Genomic DNA, 17,069 nt, shown 5'->3' on the forward strand with positions numbered 1-17,069 from the left:
GACGAATGCCAAGCATCGATAACCGCAGCCAGGCGGGATGGATTATTCTAAACCGGTTTTTTGCCCGCCGCCGGAGCCTATCCCCCATGCCCATCCGTGAAATCCGCCACCCGCTGATCCGCCACAAACTCGGCCTGATGCGCCGCGCCGATATCAGCACGAAGAATTTCCGCGAACTGGCTCAGGAAGTGGGCGCCCTGCTCACCTACGAGGCCACGCAAGACCTGCCCCTGGAAAGCTATGCCATCGAAGGGTGGTGCGGCAGCGTGCAGGTGGAAAAGATCGCCGGCAAGAAGATCACCGTGGTACCGATCCTGCGCGCCGGCATCGGCATGCTGGATGGCGTGCTCAGCCTGATTCCCGGTGCCAAGGTCAGCGCCGTGGGCGTCGCGCGCAATGAAGAAACCCTGGAAGCGCACACCTATCTGGAAAAACTGGTTCCCGAGATCGACGAGCGCCTGGCGCTGATCGTCGACCCGATGCTGGCCACCGGCGGCTCGATGGTTGCCACCATCAACCTGCTGAAGAAGGCCGGCTGCAAGGAGATCCGCGCGATGGTGCTGGTCGCCGCACCCGAGGGCATCAAGGCGGTCGAAGACGCCCACCCGGATGTGATGATCTTCACCGCCTCCATCGACCAGCGTCTGAACGAACACGGCTACATCATTCCCGGTCTGGGCGATGCCGGCGACAAGATTTTCGGCACCAAGCAAAAGGACGCGTAAGCATGCAGGATGAATTCCACGACCCGCTCTGGCGGCAGGTCCTGTCGGGTGCGCAGATGCTCTTCGTCGCCTTCGGCGCGCTGGTCTTGATGCCGCTGATCATCGGCCTCGACCCGAATGTCGCACTGTTCACGGCGGGCCTTGGGACAATCCTGTTCCAAGTCGTCACCGGGCGGCAGGTGCCGGTCTTCCTAGCCTCCAGCTTCGCCTTCATCACCCCGATCATTCTCGCCAAGGGCCAGTTCGGCCTGGCCGAGACCATGGGCGGCATCGTCGCGGCGGGCTTCGTCTATACCTTCCTCGGCCTCGCGGTGAAGATCAAAGGCACCGGCTTTATCGACCGCCTGCTGCCACCGGTCGTCATCGGCCCAGTGATCATCTCCATCGGCCTGGCCATGGCGCCGATCGCCGCCAATATGGCGATGGGTAAAAGTGGTGACGGCACCGAGCTGATCCCTTACCGCACCGCCATGCTGATCTCGATGCCGGCGTTGCTGACCACGCTGATCGTCGCGGTGTTCGGCCGTGGCATCTTCCGCCTGGTGCCGATCATCTCCGGCGTACTGGTCGGTTTCGCGCTGTCGTTCTTCTTCGGCGTGGTCGATAGCGTCGCCATCATCGCGGCGCCCTGGCTGGAGCTGCCGAAGTTCACCGCGCCGGCGTTCAACTGGCAGGCGATTCTATTTATCGTGCCGGTCGCTCTGGCGCCGGCCATCGAACACATCGGCGGGGTGATCGCGGTCGGCAGCGTGACCGGCCGTGATTACCTGAAAAAACCCGGCCTGCACCGCACCCTGCTCGGCGACGGTATCGCCACCTCGGTCGCCGGCCTGTTCGGCGGTCCACCGAACACCACCTACGCCGAGGTGACCGGCGCAGTGATGCTGACCAAGAACTACAACCCGAAAATCATGACCTGGGCGGCGATCTTCGCTATCACCCTGGCCTTTATCGGCAAGTTCGGTGCGCTGCTGCAAAGCATCCCGGTGCCGGTGATGGGCGGCATTCTCTGCCTGCTGTTCGGCTCCATCGCCGCAGTCGGGATGAACACCCTGATCCGCCATAAGGTCGACCTGGCCGAAGCGCGCAATCTGGTGATCGTCTCCGTGACGCTGGTGTTCGGCATTGGCGGTGTATTGATCGGCACCGGCACCGGGCCGGACGACTTCGGCCTGAAAGGCATCGCCCTCTGCGCCATCGTCGCCATCGGCCTCAACCTGCTGTTGCCGGGCAATGACAGCTGGAAGAACAAGGCTCTCGACGAGCACAAGCTCTGATCTTCCAAGCATTAAAAAGCCCCGCAATTCAGATTGTGTGAAAACCTAGCGTTCTGATTGGTAGTTGAAGAAAATGCCCGCATCGAAAGATACGGGCATTTTTCGTTATGGCGTACATCCAAGGAGAGGCGCGAGACCAGACCAGTCTGTTTCCGGTTTCGCTGGAAGAGTTGATTCCCGACGACCATCTGGTCCGTGTGATCGATGCCTACGTGGCTCGACTGGACCTCAAGCTACTCGGGTTTGCCAAAGCCACTCCCAAGAGTACGGGGCGTCCTGCCTACGATCCGGCGGACCTGCTCAAGCTGTACCTGTATGGCTATTTCCACCGCATCCGCTCCTCCCGACGCCTCGAAGCTGAATGCCTGCGCAACGTCGAAGTCATGTGGTTGCTCAATCGGCTCAAGCCGGACTTCAAGACCATCGCCGATTACCGCAAGGACAACGGACAAGCGTTCAGCGCGACCTGTCGGGCCTTCGTGCAGTTTTGCCGTCAAGCCGGGCTGATCGCCGGAGAGTTGGTGGCCATCGATGGCAGCAAATTCAAGGCCGTGGCCTCAGCGCGTCGGCATGTGGATCTGAAGAAGCTCAAGCGTCAGCAAGAGAAGCTGGATAAGCGTATCGCCCAGTACCTGGCGGAGCTGGATGAGGCGGACAAGTCCGAAGCCAATGAGGCCGTTGACCGTAGTGCGGTAAAAACGGCGCTGGAGCGACTGCAAGCCAAACAGGCCGACAACCTGACTTGCCAAGCACTGATGCAGGCCCTGGAGCTTGAGCAATTCATCACCACCGAGAGCGATGCCCGGATGATGCGTACCCCTCGGGGTGGGCGCGTCGCTTACAACGTGCAAACAGCTGTGGACGCCGAGCATTGCCTGATCCTGCATCACGAGGTCACACAGGACGGCAACGATACCCAGCAGCTCGAGCCGATGGCTAAAGCCGCCCAGTCCGAGTTGCAGCAGGACGTGCTGACGGTCACTGCCGATGCCGGTTACTCCAACGGCGAGCAGTTCCAGGCATGCGAAGATGCCGGCATTACCGCCTATGTGCCGCCCAACCGGGCAGTTAACAACCGGGGTGGTGATACGCAGCTGTTCGAGCGAAGTGATTTCACTTACGACGCAGAGAGCGACCAGTACCGCTGTCCGGCAGGCAAGTTGCTGACGCTCAAGCAACTGAATCGCGGGGAGCGTATCTACCACGCGGCGATCAGCGACTGCAGCGCTTGCCCGCTCAAGGCACAGTGCACCAACGCCCAGCGTCGCTACCTGAGACGCCATGCCCACGAGGCGGCCTTTGAGCGAATGGAGCAGCGGCTGCAGGCGCAGCCCGAGATGATGGCGAGTAGGCGATCCATCGTCGAGCATCCATTTGGCAACCTCAAACAATGGCTATTTGGTAATGGTCGCTTCCTGCTTCGCCAATTGAAGGGAGCACGAACCGAAATGGCCTTAGCGGTACAGGCCTATAACCTCAAAAGAGCGATCAACGTGCTCGGCGCACGCCACCTCATCGGATTGATGGGCTGATACAGCCTTTTTCTCCCCTGGGTCCGCACACAGCAAAACGCCCCGAACCAGTCGGGGCGTTTGCTTGGTCAACCATTAGTACGTTTTCGCACAGCCTGAATTGCGGGGCTTTTTAATGCTCAAAATCCTTTGATCCTAGATTTCTGCCTGAGCGGAAGTGACGACCGAGGATGACGTAGCATTCTTCACCGGCCTGTCGCCAACGGGTTCGGCCGCCCACTGCTGCAAGCGCACCACGCTCTCACGGTAGGGCTGCAGCCCCTTGCTCAGCAGGTACACCGAGCTCAGCACTGCCAGGGTGGTAACGAGCAGAAGCGAATACCGCAGCGCGTTATCGTCGGCGAACACATAGTCGGTCACCAACGCCACCGCTGTCGGGCCAATGCCCAGGCCGATCAGGGTGATGACGAACAGGTAAATCGCCGAAGCCTGACCGCGCATGGAGTTCGGCATGATGTCCTGAATTGCCGCCGGCGCCACGCCGAACGGCATGCTCAGGAAGAACACCGTCGGTGCCATCAGCAACGCCGCCAGATTGGCACTGTCCACTAGCGGGAAGATCATCACGAAGGGCAGCGCACCCAGCGCCGCATACAGGCCGACGCGCATATTGGCATCAGTTCGCCCTCGCTTGGCCATCCAATCCGCCAGACGTCCGCCGAGGACGATGCCCAGGCAACCAAAGACCGCGACGATGCTGCCGTAGACCACGCCAACGTGCCCGGCATCCCAGCCGTAGGTGCGAATGAAGAAAGTCGGGATCCACGCGGCGCTGCCGTAACCGGCGAAAGCCAGCCCGGCAAAACCGAAGTTGTGGCAGAGCACGGTGCGGCGGTTGGCGCGAATGTAACGACCGACCTCGGCCAGCGGCACCGCCACCCCGGCGCCCACACCGCGCCGAGCAGGTTCGTGCACGGCCAGCATCAGCAAGGTGAAGAGCAAGCCCGCGGCCCCCAGCAGCAAGAAGATCAACTGCCACGGGCGCACTTCACCGAGCACCGGCAACAGCACATCGCCCTGCGCCGAGGCGAACTTGATCACCAAGCCACCGAGCAGGAAGGCCAGCCCGGAGCCGAGGTAAACCCCCATCGAATAGACGCTGATGGCGGTGGCGCGGCGCTCGGCGGGGAAGCTGTCGGCAATTAACGAATAGGCCGCAGGCGACAATGCCGCCTCACCGACACCGACACCAATCCGGCAGAGCAGAAATTGCCAGTACAGCCTGGCCATGCCGCAGGCCGCGGTCATCGCGCTCCAGAACAGTACGCCGACCGCGATCAAGCCGCGTCGGCTTTTAGTATCGGCGAGACGACCAAGGGGAATGCCGCAAACGGTGTAGAACAGCGCAAAGGACAAACCCATCAGCAGGCTCATCTGGGTGTCGCTGATCATCAGATCGCGGCGGATTGGCGCGACCAGCAGGTTGAGAATCTGCCGGTCGATAAAGGACAGGACGTACGCCACCATCAGGATGGCGACGGTGCTCCAGGCGCGAAAGCTGGAGGGATAACCGACATTATTGTTGTTATGCACTAGCGGTCTCCTCGGCGCCGCTTGCGCGACGCGCGACGGTTGGAAGTGAGCGCAGCTTAGCCTCATCAACAACCGTACTTATACCGCTAGAGGAGCTTTATCCATCAGGCGAATGCAGTTAGCGCCCTTGCGCGAATGACTTGCTGGTCACAGCCCCTGCGGCGCGCGCTCGCACAAGGTTTTCAGCGCCGCTACCCAGCGCGGGTGATCATTCAGACAGGGCACCAGCACCAGTTCCTCGCCACCGGCTTGCTGAAATTGCTCGAGGCCACGGATACCGATTTCCTCCAGAGTCTCGATGCAATCGGCGACGAACGCAGGACACATCACCAACAACTTCTTCACCCCCTGCCTGGCCAACTCCTCAAGCCTGGCTTCGGTGTAAGGCTCGATCCACTTGGCCCGGCCCAGGCGCGACTGGAACGACACCGACCACTGCCCGGATTGCAAACCCATGCGCTCGGCGAACGCCTCTGCACTGCGCAGGCATTGGCTGCGGTAACAGACGGCCAGTACCTCATCGCTGACTCGGCGGCTGTCCGTGGCTTGCAAGTCGTGCTTGGGATCGCGCACCAGCTTGCGGATATGCCGCTCGGGCAACCCATGGAAGCTCAGCACCAGGTGATCGAAGCCCTGCGCCAGATACGGCTTGGCGCTTTCAACCAAGGCATCGAGGTATTCCGGCTGATCGTAGAACGGCTGCAGGATGGAGAAATGCAGGTTCAACTTCTGCTCGCGCACCACCCGCTTGGCCTCTTCCACCACCGTGGTCACGGTGCTGTCGGCGAACTGCGGATACAGTGGCGCCAGCGTCACCTGCTTAATGCCTTGCGCGGCCAGGCGGGTCAGTACGCGGTGGATCGACGGCTCACCGTAGCGCATCGCCAGCTCCACGGGGCCATGGGTCCAGCTCGCCTTCATCGCTTCCTGCAAGCGCCGGCTGAGCACCACCAAGGGCGAACCCTGCTCCCACCAAATCGAGGCATAGGCATGGGCCGAAGCCGCCGGACGCTTGATCAGGATCAGCGACACCAGCAAACGCCGCACCGGCCACGGCAGATCGATCACATAGGGGTCCATCAGGAACTGCTCGAGGTAACGACGCACATCGGGCACTTCGGTAGAAGCCGGCGAACCCAGGTTGACCAGTAGCAATGCGTGATCGGTCATGCAAAATCCCTAGGAGGCCATCTTGAAATTCGTCGCTGCGCAGACAATTTCAAAACAGCCTCAAATCAATGACGGCCCAACAGATCGTTCAGGGCCGAATCCAAAGTGCTAAAGCGAAAACTGAAACCCGCCTCGCTCAGACGGGCTGGCAACACACGCTGTCCGCCCAGCAATAGGCCGGACAATTCCCCCAGGGCCAAGCGCAACACAACCGCCGGCACCGGCAAGAATGCCGGCCGCCGCAGCACACGACCTAGCGCGCGGGTGAACTCGGCATTGCGTACCGGCTGCGGAGCGCAGGCATTATAAGGACCCTGAGCGCTCTCCTGCTTCAAGAGAAAATCGATCAGGGCGATTTGATCGGCCAGATGAACCCACGACATCCACTGCCGCCCATTGCCGATCGGCCCACCCAGGCCAAGCTTGAACGGCGGCAGCAAGCGCTTTAAAAAGCCGCCATCGTTGGCCAGCACTAACCCAGTACGCACAAGCACCACGCGCATCCCCAGCGTTGCAGCGCGCTGCGCCGTCTCCTCCCAGGCGGCACACAACTGACTGGCAAAATCCTCACTCACCGGCGTGGCGGATTCGCGCAACTCACGCTCACCACCATCGCCATACCAGCCCACGGCCGAACCGGAGAGCAGCACCCGTGGCTTTTGCGTACGGCCTTCCAGCCAGCTCAATAGTTGCTCGGTCAAAGTGATCCGACTAGCCCAGAGCAGCGCCTTGCGCTTGCTGGTCCAGGGCCGATCCGCAATCGGTGCGCCAGCCAGATTGACCAGCGCATCCAGCGGCTCTTCGGCCAGCTCGTCGAGGCGACCAATCCCGCGCACCTGGGCACCGCAGAGGCTGGCGACGCGCTCGGGCGTGCGACTCCAGACCGTCAACTGCTGCCCCTGTGCCACCCAATGACGGCACAACGCACGTCCGATCAAACCCGTGCCGCCGGTCAGCAATATGTGCATGACATCCTCCTCGCCTGGTGCTAAATGGAGATATCAGCCTAGTTTTGTTTATGCCTGCGAACAGGTGCCTTTTTTCGAACCGCGCGCCGTCTTAAATCAAAGGAGGCAGCTGAACCCGAACCGTTCTATACATAACAACAGCGTACAGGTTCTGTCTAAAGCGTAGCCTGCAGCCCTAGGTAACGAGGTAGACCATGAGTGCACCTATCGCCATTATCGGTACCGGTATCGCCGGACTCTCCGCCGCTCAAACCCTGCATGCGGCGGGGCAGGCGGTACAGTTGTTCGATAAAAGCCACAGCAGCGGCGGACGCATGGCCAGCAAGCGCAGCGACGCCGGCGCCCTCGACTTGGGTGCGCAGTACTTTACTGCTCGCGACCGGCGTTTCATCGATGCCGTCCAGCAATGGCAAACGCGGGGCTGGGTCGCTGAGTGGACGCCGAGCCTCTACAACTTCAGCGAGGGACGCCTCAGCGCCTCACCAGATGAGCAAGTCCGTTGGGTCGGCACCCCACGCATGAGCGCCATCACCCGTGCCATGCTCGGTGCCCTGCCCGTCAATTTCTCCTGCCGAATCACCGAAGTGTTCCGCGGCAAGCAACACTGGGGCCTGCAAGATGCCGAGGGGCAGAGTCATGGCCCCTTTAGTCACGTCATAATTGCCACACCCGCGCCACAAGCCAGCGCTCTGCTGGCCGCCGCCCCGAAGCTGGCCGGCGCCGCCGCCAGCGTCGCCATGGAGCCCACCTGGGCCGTCGCACTGGCGTTCGCCAGTCCCCTGGAAACCGTGGTCGAAGGCTGCTTTGTCCAGGACAACCCGCTCAGTTGGCTGGCGCGCAACCGCAGCAAACCGGGGCGCGACACCCACATGGATACCTGGGTGCTGCACGCCAGCAGCAGTTGGAGCAAACAGCACCTGGACCAGCCCAAGGAAACGGTGATCGAACAACTGCACGGTGCCTTCGCTGAGCTGATTGGCTGCGCCGTGCCCGCACCCGCCTTCAGCCTTGCGCATCGCTGGCTCTACGCACGCCCCGTTAGCAGCCATGAATGGGGCTCCCTCGCCGACGCCGACCTGGGCCTGTATGCCTGCGGCGACTGGTGCCTGTCCGGTCGGGTAGAAGGTGCCTGGTTGAGCGGCCAGGAAGCGGCGAAACGCTTGCTCGAACACCTGCAATGAAGCGCCTCTAGCCAGCACTGGCGAAGCTTGCGCCGGTATGCTGACTCGCCTTCAGCCAAAGCTGCACGGCGAGCAATAGCGGTGATCTACGCCAACCCGGCAAGCGCTGGTCAGTTGGACAACACCGTGGCATGCGGCTGGCTTACACTGCCGACCTATGACTACCGACCCCAACCAGATCCCGCTGACCACGCTTGAGCCCGAGCCGGCCGTGACCTGCTCCACCTGCGCGGCCTGCTGTTGTCAGCTGGAAGTGATTTTGCTCACCGATACCGGCGTGCCCGACCGCTACATCGACACCGATGAGTGGGGTGGCGACGTGATGGCCCGGCTCGATGATGGCTGGTGCATTGCTCTCGACCGCGACACCATGCTCTGCAGCATTTATGAAAATCGCCCCTGGGTCTGCCGCGAGTTCGAAATGGGCTCGGCCGAGTGCCTGGAAGAGCGCAACGGCCTGTCGACGATTTATCGCTAAGCACAGCCGCACTCACGCATAAAAAACCGGGCCGTGGCCCTAATGCCGATCAGGTAAGCGGAAGTCTGCGTTTTCATCCCCTCGCCCCTTTGGGGAGAGGGTTAGGGAGAAGGGTGCCAGACAGTCAGCTCACTCCTTAAATGACTGGCATTAGGCCGTGGCCCGGTTTTTTTGTTTCCCTGCGCCTTAGAACGAGAGACGGTAATGCAGGGTATAAGTCTCCACCCCATCGTTCGGGCTCTGCAAGCCGGCGTTGGAGTAGTGCATCGCCCGAACCCCCACTTCCTGGCCGGCGAAGCGCAGACCGGCGCCAATCCGATCCTCAAACTGGAAGGAGGAGCCCAGGTGGTGATCTTCCACCTCGGTATCGGCGAACAAGGCCACCCCGATGCCTGCCTCAACATAAGGCTTCACGGTTTCGCCAGCGAACTCGTAGACGAATACCGGCGCAAACGACAGGCTGTGGTTACTCGCGGTCCTATCGCCATCCCAATAGGTGTATGCGGCATCCCAATACCCCGTCAGGCGGCCCACATCGCTCTGAAACCAATTGCTGGCAAAATCGAATTGCGTACCCAGGCGATACACCATGGTCGACTCATCCGTCCGACCAATAGCCACAGTGACATCAGCCGCCTGCGCCGACACAACGCCCCCCAGGGAAAGGGCTGCAACCGCAACCAAAGAAATCAACTTCATGGCACTTCCTTTTGTATGGTTGGCAAACAAGAATCCGCGTTTTACACCAGATTATAGAAATGTTTGCTCTAAACAAAAGCCGGCTAACGCATAAAGCCCATTAAGCGCTGCTTAGCGCAGCAACGCGTCTACCGGCGCCGGCTCGCCCCACAAGACCGGCAATACCCGCGACAGTTGTGACGGCTCGCCGCTCGACCAGAAACGCCCAGCCTGCGCCGGCCCCTGCGCCAGCAACTCACGCTCAGCGAGTAGGCGCTGTAGATGCCGCGCCACCGCCGCACCGGTGTCGATCAGGCTGACCGACTCCGGCACCAATTGGCGCAACAACGGCTTGATGAAGGGGTAGTGGGTGCAGCCGAGAATCAGCGTATCGCAGCCCTCGGCCAACAACGGTTCGACAAAGGCCTGGAGCAGTTCATGGGTTGCACGGCCGTCCAGCTCACCGGCTTCGATACGCTCGACCAGACCCGGACAGGGCTGGGTGATCACCCGTACATCGCTGGCGAAGCGATCGAGCAAAGCGGCGAACTTGGCGCTCTGCAAGGTGCCGGTGGTCGCCAGCACGCCGACCACACCGCTCTGGGTCGCAGCCGCGGCCGGCTTGACCGCGGGCTCCATGCCGATGATCGGCAATTGCGGGTAACGCGCACGCAATTCGGCGACAGCCGCCGCAGTCGCAGTATTGCAGGCCAACACCAAGGCCTTTGCGCCCTGCTCCAGGAGGAACTCGGCGATGACCCCACTGCGTTCGCAGATAAACTCCGGGCTCTTCTCGCCGTAGGGCACATGGCCGCTATCGGCGACATACAGCAAGGACTCATCAGGCAAACGCGCGCGGATCTCACGCAACACGGAAAGGCCACCGACCCCGGAATCGAAAACGCCAATCGGCGCGGACTTAAGCATGTCCAGCGCCACACACCGCGCAGGCCGGATCGCGCTTGACCCGCAATTCGCGGAAATGCGTGCCCAGGGCGTCGATCAGCAGCAAGCGGCCGACCAGCGGCTCACCAAAACCGGCGAGTAATTTCATCGCCTCCAGCGCTTGCAAAGAGCCGACCAGGCCCACCAAAGGCCCGACTACACCGGCCTCACTGCAGGTCAACTCGGCTTCGCTGCCGTGACCATACAGGCAGTGGTAACAGGGGCTATCGGCACGCCGCGGATCAAACACCGAAAGCTGGCCTTCCAGACGAATCGCCGCACCGCTGACCAGTGGTTTTTTCGCCGCGACGCAGCTGGCATTGACCGCCTCGCGGGTACCGAAGTTGTCCGAGCAATCCAGCACCAGATCCACCGCTGCCACGGCCGCTGCCAGGGAGTCTTGGTCCAGCGCAACACGATGCGCAAACAGCTGGACCTCTGGATTGATCGCCGCCAGCCGGCCCATCATCGAGTCGACCTTGCTCTGGCCGATACTCGGGGTGTCATGGGCAATTTGCCGCTGCAGGTTGGTCAGGTCGACCGTATCGAAATCCGCCAGGTGCAGCTCACCGACACCCGCCGCCGCCAGATACAGCGCGACCGGCGAACCAAGACCGCCCAGACCGACGATCAATACCCGGCTCTGTTTCAGCCGCAGCTGACCGTCGATATCGATTTGCGCCAATAGAATCTGCCGGCTGTAGCGCAGCAGTTCCTGGTCGCTGAGCAGGATTCCATCATTCATTGAAATAACGCCCCAGGCTAATCCGTTCGTGGCCGCCGAGATCTCGGCGACTCTCTACTGCGCTGAAACCTTGCGCCGTCAGCAGCGCGCGAACTGCGGCCGCCTGCTCGAAACCGTGCTCCAGTAGCAACCAGCCGCCCACCGCAAGATAGTCGGGAGCCTGCTGAATGATCACGCGGATATCGTCCAACCCGTCGACGCCGGCCACCAGCGCACTGGCCGGCTCGAAACGCACATCGCCGGCGGCCAAATGCTGATCACCCACGGCAATATACGGTGGGTTGCTGACGATCAGTTGATAGCGCTGACCGGCCAGGGCGCTAAACCACTGGCTCTCACGGAACGTCGCGTTGCGTAGCTGCAGCCGTGCGCGATTGCGTTCGGCCAGGCTGACCGCCTCGGGCACCCGATCGACCCCGGTGATGTTCCAGCCCGGCCGCTCATGGGCCAACGCCAGCGCGATGGCCCCAGTGCCTGTACCCAAATCCAAGGCGCGAACAGGCGTCTGCGGCAACAACGCCAGTGCAGTCTCCACCAGCAGTTCGGTATCCGGGCGGGGAATCAAGGTGTGTGCCGCAACTTCCAGATCCAGGCTCCAGAAGCCCTGCTGGCCAAGGATATACGCCACCGGCTCGCCGCTGCGGCGGCGCTGCAGGTCCGCACCGAAACGCTCAGCCAGTTCGCTTGGTACTTCGCGGTCCGGCCAGGTATGCAGGTAGCTGCGCGACTTGCCGAGCACCGCGGCGAGCAGCAACTCGGCATCCAGCCGCGCGCTCGGCGAGTCCGGCAGGTCGGCGTTATCGAGCAGGAATTGGATAGTAGCCATGCACTGCATTTCCGTAGGAGCCAGCTTGCTGGCGATCAGGACACGAGGTCTGGACAAAGTACATCGCCAGCAAGCTGGCTCCTGCAGGCTCGCATCACGCCTCAATCGCCCAATGCGGCCAACTGATCGGCCTGGTATTCGCTGAGCAGTGGCTCGATCACCGCATCGACACCGCCGGCCAGCACTTCGTCCAGGCAATAGAGGGTCAGGTTGATACGGTGATCGGTGACCCGCCCTTGCGGGAAGTTGTAGGTCCGGATGCGCTCGGAGCGATCACCGGAGCCGACCAGCAGTCGCCGTGTATCGGAAATCTCCTTGTGCGCCGCGGCCTCTTGCTGGTCATTCAGCTTGGCCGACAGCCAGGACATGGCCTTGGCGCGGTTCTTGTGCTGCGAGCGCTCTTCCTGGCATTCGACGACGATGCCGGAGGGAATGTGGGTGATGCGGATGGCCGAGTCGGTCTTGTTTACGTGCTGACCACCAGCGCCTGAAGAGCGGTAGGTGTCCACGCGCAGATCGGCGGGGTTGATCTCGATCGCCTGTTGCTCATCCGGCTCGGGCAGCACCGCGACGGTGCAGGCCGAGGTGTGGATGCGGCCCTGGGACTCGGTCTCTGGCACCCGCTGCACGCGGTGGGCGCCGGACTCGAACTTCAATTTGGCATAGACGTTGTCGCCTTCGACACGGGCGATGACTTCTTTATAGCCGCCGTGCTCACCAAGATTCTCCGAAAGAATCTCGACCCGCCAGCCACGCCGCTCGGCATAGCGCGAATACATGCGAAACAGGTCACCGGAGAAGATCGCCGCTTCGTCGCCACCTGTTCCGGCGCGCACTTCGAGGAAAACGTTACGGCCGTCATTCGGATCTTTCGGCAACAGCATGCGCTGCAGACGGGCTTCCAGTTCAAGCAGTTGCTCTTTGCTCTGGGCAACCTCTTCCTCGGCCATCTCGCGCAGGTCTGGGTCGCTGTCTTTGAGCAGCGCCTGAGCGCCTTCCATGTCGGCCTGCACCTTACGGAACTCTTGAAAGGCACGAACCACCGGCTCAACTTCTGCGTACTCCTTGGAATACGCACGGAACTTGTTCTGATCGCCGATGACCTCAGCATCCCCGAGCAGGGCGGTGAGCTCCTCGAAACGGTCGTGAAGAATGTCTAGTTTGTTCAGCAGTGAAGCTTTCATTGCAGGGGTTTATCCGTCGTACCCTCGTCGAGGGCAAAGAGTTCCTGGGCCACGGCCAGCGCGTCGACGCGGCCATCAGCGGAAAGTTTTTTCAGTTGCACACTCGGCGCATGCAGCAGCTTATTGGTCAAGCCACGCGCCAGTTGGGCCATGGCCTCCTCTGCCGAGCTGCCGTTGGCCAGCAGGCGCTGCGCCTTGGCCAGCTCCTCGTCGCGCAGGCGCTCGGCCTGTTGGCGATAAGCCTTGAGCACATCCACAGCGGCCAGCGCGCGCAGGCGCGACATGAAGTCTTCGGTGCCCGCCGCTACCAGTTCTTCTGCGGCCTGCGCGGCGCCCTGGCGACTCTTTAGATTTTCCGCGATGACTTCGTGCAGATCATCGACACTATACAAATAGATGTCATCCAGCTCGCCGACTTCCGGTTCGATATCGCGCGGGACGGCGATGTCGACCATAAAGATCGGTTTGTGCTTGCGCAGCTTAAGCGCGCTCTCGACCGCGCCCTTGCCGAGAATCGGCAACTGGCTGGCGGTGGAGCTGATGACAATATCGCTGTTGACCAGCTCGTGGGGTATCTCCGAAAGCAGCACCGCATGGGCGCCGAACTGTTCCGCCAACTGACTGGCGCGCTCCAGGGTGCGGTTGGCCACGACAATCCGCTTGACGCCCTGCTCGTGCAAGTGCCGCGCGACCAAGGTGATGGTCTCACCGGCGCCGATCAGCAGCGCCTGGCTGCGATGCAAATCACTGAAGATCTGCTTAGCCAGGCTGACCGCGGCGAAAGCCACCGACACCGGGTTCTCGCCAATCGCGGTATCGGTCCGCACCAGCTTGGCGGTACTGAAGGTCGCCTGGAATAGCCGCCCAAGCAATGGGCCAACGGTGCCGGCCTCACGCGCCACGGCGTAAGCGGACTTCATCTGCCCGAGGATCTGCGGCTCGCCGAGCACCATGGAATCGAGGCCAGAGGCCACGCGCATCATGTGCCGTACCGCCGAATCGTCCTGGTGCACGTAGGCGCAAGCGCGCAACTCCTCCAGGTTGAGCTGGTGGTACTCGGCCAGCCAAGCCAACACCGCATCAGCCGTCAGGCTGTCCTGTTCGATATAAAGCTCACTGCGGTTGCAGGTCGACAGGATCGCCGCCTCGCGACTTTCGGTGCGCTGGCAAAGCTGCTGCAAGGCCTCAACCAACTGCTCGGGAGTGAAAGCCACGCGTTCGCGGACGTCCACCGAGGCGGTTTTGTGATTGATACCGAGGGCAAGAAAGGCCATGCAGGGTCGCTGACGGGAACGGGAAGCCGGCAATTGTCCTACTTCACTAGATTGAGAACAACCACTGCTCACTATTGTCCTAATAGCCAGTACCCACTGCAAACCATAGATAGGCCCTTGCCCCATGGGTTTGCCCAACGGCTTGTGTCATGATGATCCGACCGCAGGTAAGTCGCCCTTTCCTCTATGAATAAATCTTTCCCGTTGCTCGCCGCCCTCCTGTTCTTAAGCGGCTGTCAAACATTGAGCCCCTCCGCACCGGATGGCACCCCACCTGTGGAGGATGTCACGCCAGCGCCTGCTCCAGCCAAGCCGCAAGTGTATGGCTCGTTCAGCCAGGAAACGCTGTTCTCCCTGCTCACCGCCGAGCTGGCCGGACAACGCAATCGCTTCGATATCGCCCTCGGCAACTATGTGCAACAGGCCAACGCGACCCAGGATGCCGGTGTCGCCGAGCGCGGTTTTCGCATCGCCGAATATCTCGGCGCCGACCAGGCCGCGCTGGATACCTCGCTGATCTGGGCGAAAAATGCCCCAAGCAGCCTAGACGCACAGCGCGCTGCGGCTATACAACTGGCCCGCGCGGGGCGCTACGACGACTCCATGACCTACATGGAGAAGGTGCTGCAGGCTCAAGGCGATACGCACTTCGACTTCCTCGCCCTCTCCGCCGCCGAGACCGATCCCGATACGCGTGCCGGCCTGCTGCAGAGCTTCGATCGCTTGCTGGTGAAATATCCGGATAACGGCCAGTTGCTGTTTGGTAAAGCCCTGCTGCTGCAACAAGACGGCCACCCGGATACCGCACTCAAACTGCTGGAGGATCAGCCAGCCGGAACACATGACGTCGCGCCACTGCTGCTCCGCGCACGCCTGCTGCAAGGCCTGAAACGCGGCGACGAGGCCGTGCCGCTGCTGGAAAAAGGCATCAAACAGCACCCGGACGACAAGCGCCTGCGCCTAGCCTACGCCCGCCTACTGGTCGAACAGGATCGCCTGGACGATGCCAAGAGCGAGTTCGCAACCTTGGTGCAGCAGTTCCCGGATGACGACGACCTGCGCTTCTCCTTGGCCCTGGTCTGCCTGGAGGCCGAAGCCTGGCAGGAAGCCATCACCTATCTGGAACAATTGGTGGAGCGTAACAGCCATGTCGACGCCGCCCACTTCAACCTCGGCCGTGCCTACGAGGAACTGGGTGACAAAGACAGCGCCCTCATCGAATTCGGCCTGGTCGGCCCCGGTAGCGACTACCTACCGGCACAACTACGCCAGAGCGAGATTCTGTTCGACAGTGGCCGCAGCGCCCAAGCTTCCCAGCACCTGGCCAAGGCCCGCGACAGCCAGCCTGACTACGCCATCCAGCTCTACCTGATCGAAACCGAAGCGCTATCCAACCGCGAGCAATACGATGCAGCCTGGCGAGTCATCCAGCAGGCTCTGGAACAGTTTCCAGACGACCTCAACCTGCTCTACACCCGCTCCATGCTGGCGGAAAAGCGCAATGATCTAGGCCAACTGGAGAAGGATCTGCGCTTTATCCTGGCGCGCGAGCCGGACAACGCCATGGCCCTCAACGCCCTCGGCTACACCCTGGCCGACCGCACCACGCGCTACGCCGAAGGCAAAGCCCTGATCGAAAAAGCGCATCAACTGAGCCCGGATGATCCTGCGATTCTCGACAGCCTCGGCTGGGCGAACTTTCGCCTGGGCAATCTCGATGAGGCTGAACGCTTGCTGCGACAAGCTCTGGAGCGCTACCCCGACGCAGAAGTCGCCGCCCACCTGGGCGAAGTGCTGTGGGCCAATGGCAAACAGCGTGAGGCGCGGCAAGTCTGGACTAACGCCCTGAAAGGACAACCCGACAACAGCATCCTGCGCGGCACCCTGCTGCGTCTGACTGGCTCCGAGAAACTTTAATCCATGCGTTTGCGCCTCCTCATCGTTATCAGCCTGATCACCCTACTCAGCGGCTGCGCCGGTCTCACCCCCCACGAATCACTGGAAGGCCAGGGTGATCCCGCCCGCTGGCAAGCCCACAAACAGCGGATCAGCACGCTGGATGCGTGGCAGATCAGCGGCAAGGTTGGCATCCGTGCTCCACGTGGCGCCGGCAAAACAGAAAGCGGTAGCGCCACCTTGTTCTGGCTGCAACGCCAGGACTACTACGACATCCGCCTGTCCGGCCCGCTGGGCCGTGGCGCCGCGCGCCTGACCGGTCATCCAGGTGCGGTGACGCTGGAAGTGGCCAACCAGGGTCGTTATCAAGCAGACTCACCCGAAGCGCTACTGGAAGAACAGTTGGGCTGGAATCTGCCGGTATCCCACTTGATCTGGTGGGTGCGCGGCTTACCGGCACCGGCCAGCAAGAGCATCCTGACACTGGACAGCACAAGCCATCTCGCCCGCATGGAGCAGGACGGCTGGCAGGTCGAATACCTTAGCTACGCCGAGCAGAACGGCTACTGGCTGCCCGATCGCCTCAAGCTGCACGGCCGCAACCTCGACGTCACTCTGGTGGTCAAGGACTGGCAACCGCGCCAGCTCGGCCTGTGA

16 protein-coding genes are annotated in these 17,069 nt (G+C 61.8%); 7 read left to right on the forward strand and 9 right to left on the reverse strand.

What is annotated here, in order from left to right:
* Positions 1-86 precede the first annotated feature (86 nt).
* The 3 genes from upp to D3879_RS20680 all read left to right on the forward strand — a co-directional run bounded on the left by upp (position 87) and on the right by D3879_RS20680 (position 3,534).
* Positions 87-725, forward strand: a complete 639-nt coding sequence (gene upp, locus D3879_RS20670) for a uracil phosphoribosyltransferase (protein WP_119956107.1) — start codon at positions 87-89, stop codon at positions 723-725.
* A 2-nt stretch (positions 726-727) separates the two neighbouring features.
* Positions 728-2,002, forward strand: a complete 1,275-nt coding sequence (locus tag D3879_RS20675; protein ID WP_119956108.1) for a uracil-xanthine permease family protein — start codon at positions 728-730, stop codon at positions 2,000-2,002.
* Between the two features lie 107 nt (positions 2,003-2,109).
* On the forward strand, positions 2,110-3,534 hold the full coding sequence (locus tag D3879_RS20680; RefSeq protein WP_119952405.1) for an IS1182 family transposase: 1,425 nt from the start codon (positions 2,110-2,112) through the stop codon (positions 3,532-3,534).
* A gap of 135 nt (positions 3,535-3,669) precedes the next feature.
* Here the strand turns inward: D3879_RS20680 and D3879_RS20685 are convergent, their stop codons facing one another.
* From D3879_RS20685 to D3879_RS20695, 3 genes are all read right to left on the reverse strand, one after another.
* Entirely contained in the window at positions 3,670-5,067 is a 1,398-nt protein-coding gene (locus D3879_RS20685) for a spinster family MFS transporter (protein ID WP_119956109.1), read from the reverse strand.
* A gap of 147 nt (positions 5,068-5,214) precedes the next feature.
* Entirely contained in the window at positions 5,215-6,237 is a 1,023-nt protein-coding gene (gene hemH / locus D3879_RS20690; RefSeq protein ID WP_119956110.1) for a ferrochelatase, read from the reverse strand.
* Positions 6,238-6,302: 65 nt separating this feature from the next.
* Entirely contained in the window at positions 6,303-7,205 is a 903-nt protein-coding gene (locus tag D3879_RS20695; protein ID WP_119956111.1) for a TIGR01777 family oxidoreductase, read from the reverse strand.
* Positions 7,206-7,399: 194 nt separating this feature from the next.
* On the opposite strand from D3879_RS20695, the gene D3879_RS20700 reads away from it, so the two are divergent.
* Both D3879_RS20700 and D3879_RS20705 read left to right on the forward strand, forming a co-directional pair.
* Positions 7,400-8,386, forward strand: a complete 987-nt coding sequence (locus D3879_RS20700) for an NAD(P)/FAD-dependent oxidoreductase (protein WP_119956112.1) — start codon at positions 7,400-7,402, stop codon at positions 8,384-8,386.
* 157 nt (positions 8,387-8,543) lie between these two features.
* Entirely contained in the window at positions 8,544-8,864 is a 321-nt protein-coding gene (locus D3879_RS20705; protein WP_119956113.1) for a YkgJ family cysteine cluster protein, read from the forward strand.
* A 186-nt stretch (positions 8,865-9,050) separates the two neighbouring features.
* Here D3879_RS20705 and D3879_RS20710 read toward each other — a convergent pair whose 3' ends face one another.
* From D3879_RS20710 to hemA, 6 genes are all read right to left on the reverse strand, one after another.
* The gene (locus tag D3879_RS20710; RefSeq protein ID WP_119956114.1) at positions 9,051-9,563 is read right to left on the reverse strand and encodes an acyloxyacyl hydrolase; all 513 of its coding nucleotides are present in this window, start codon (positions 9,561-9,563) and stop codon (positions 9,051-9,053) included.
* Between the two features lie 111 nt (positions 9,564-9,674).
* The gene (gene murI / locus D3879_RS20715) at positions 9,675-10,469 is read right to left on the reverse strand and encodes a glutamate racemase (RefSeq protein ID WP_119956115.1); all 795 of its coding nucleotides are present in this window, start codon (positions 10,467-10,469) and stop codon (positions 9,675-9,677) included.
* Positions 10,462-11,217, reverse strand: coding sequence for a molybdopterin-synthase adenylyltransferase MoeB (locus tag D3879_RS20720; RefSeq protein WP_119956373.1), 756 nt, complete (start codon positions 11,215-11,217; stop codon positions 10,462-10,464). Before D3879_RS20720 ends, murI begins: the two co-directional genes overlap by 8 nt.
* A gap of 7 nt (positions 11,218-11,224) precedes the next feature.
* Complete coding sequence (gene prmC / locus D3879_RS20725; RefSeq protein WP_119956116.1) at positions 11,225-12,058, reverse strand: peptide chain release factor N(5)-glutamine methyltransferase; 834 nt, start codon at positions 12,056-12,058, stop codon at positions 11,225-11,227.
* Positions 12,059-12,159: 101 nt separating this feature from the next.
* Complete coding sequence (gene prfA / locus D3879_RS20730; RefSeq protein WP_119956117.1) at positions 12,160-13,242, reverse strand: peptide chain release factor 1; 1,083 nt, start codon at positions 13,240-13,242, stop codon at positions 12,160-12,162.
* A complete protein-coding gene (gene hemA / locus D3879_RS20735; protein ID WP_119956118.1) occupies positions 13,239-14,516 on the reverse strand; it encodes a glutamyl-tRNA reductase in 1,278 nt (425 codons plus the stop codon). Before hemA ends, prfA begins: the two co-directional genes overlap by 4 nt.
* Before the next feature lie 186 nt (positions 14,517-14,702).
* Here hemA and D3879_RS20740 point away from each other — a divergent pair, with 186 nt between their 5' ends.
* Positions 14,703-16,433: a tetratricopeptide repeat protein gene (locus D3879_RS20740; protein ID WP_119956119.1), complete on the forward strand. Its 1,731-nt coding sequence runs from the start codon at positions 14,703-14,705 to the stop codon at positions 16,431-16,433.
* Between the two features lie 3 nt (positions 16,434-16,436).
* On the forward strand, positions 16,437-17,069 hold the full coding sequence (lolB, locus tag D3879_RS20745; RefSeq protein WP_119956120.1) for a lipoprotein insertase outer membrane protein LolB: 633 nt from the start codon (positions 16,437-16,439) through the stop codon (positions 17,067-17,069).

The sequence above is a fragment of the Pseudomonas cavernicola genome, assembly GCF_003596405.1.
GTDB classification, from domain to species: domain Bacteria; phylum Pseudomonadota; class Gammaproteobacteria; order Pseudomonadales; family Pseudomonadaceae; genus Aquipseudomonas; species Aquipseudomonas cavernicola.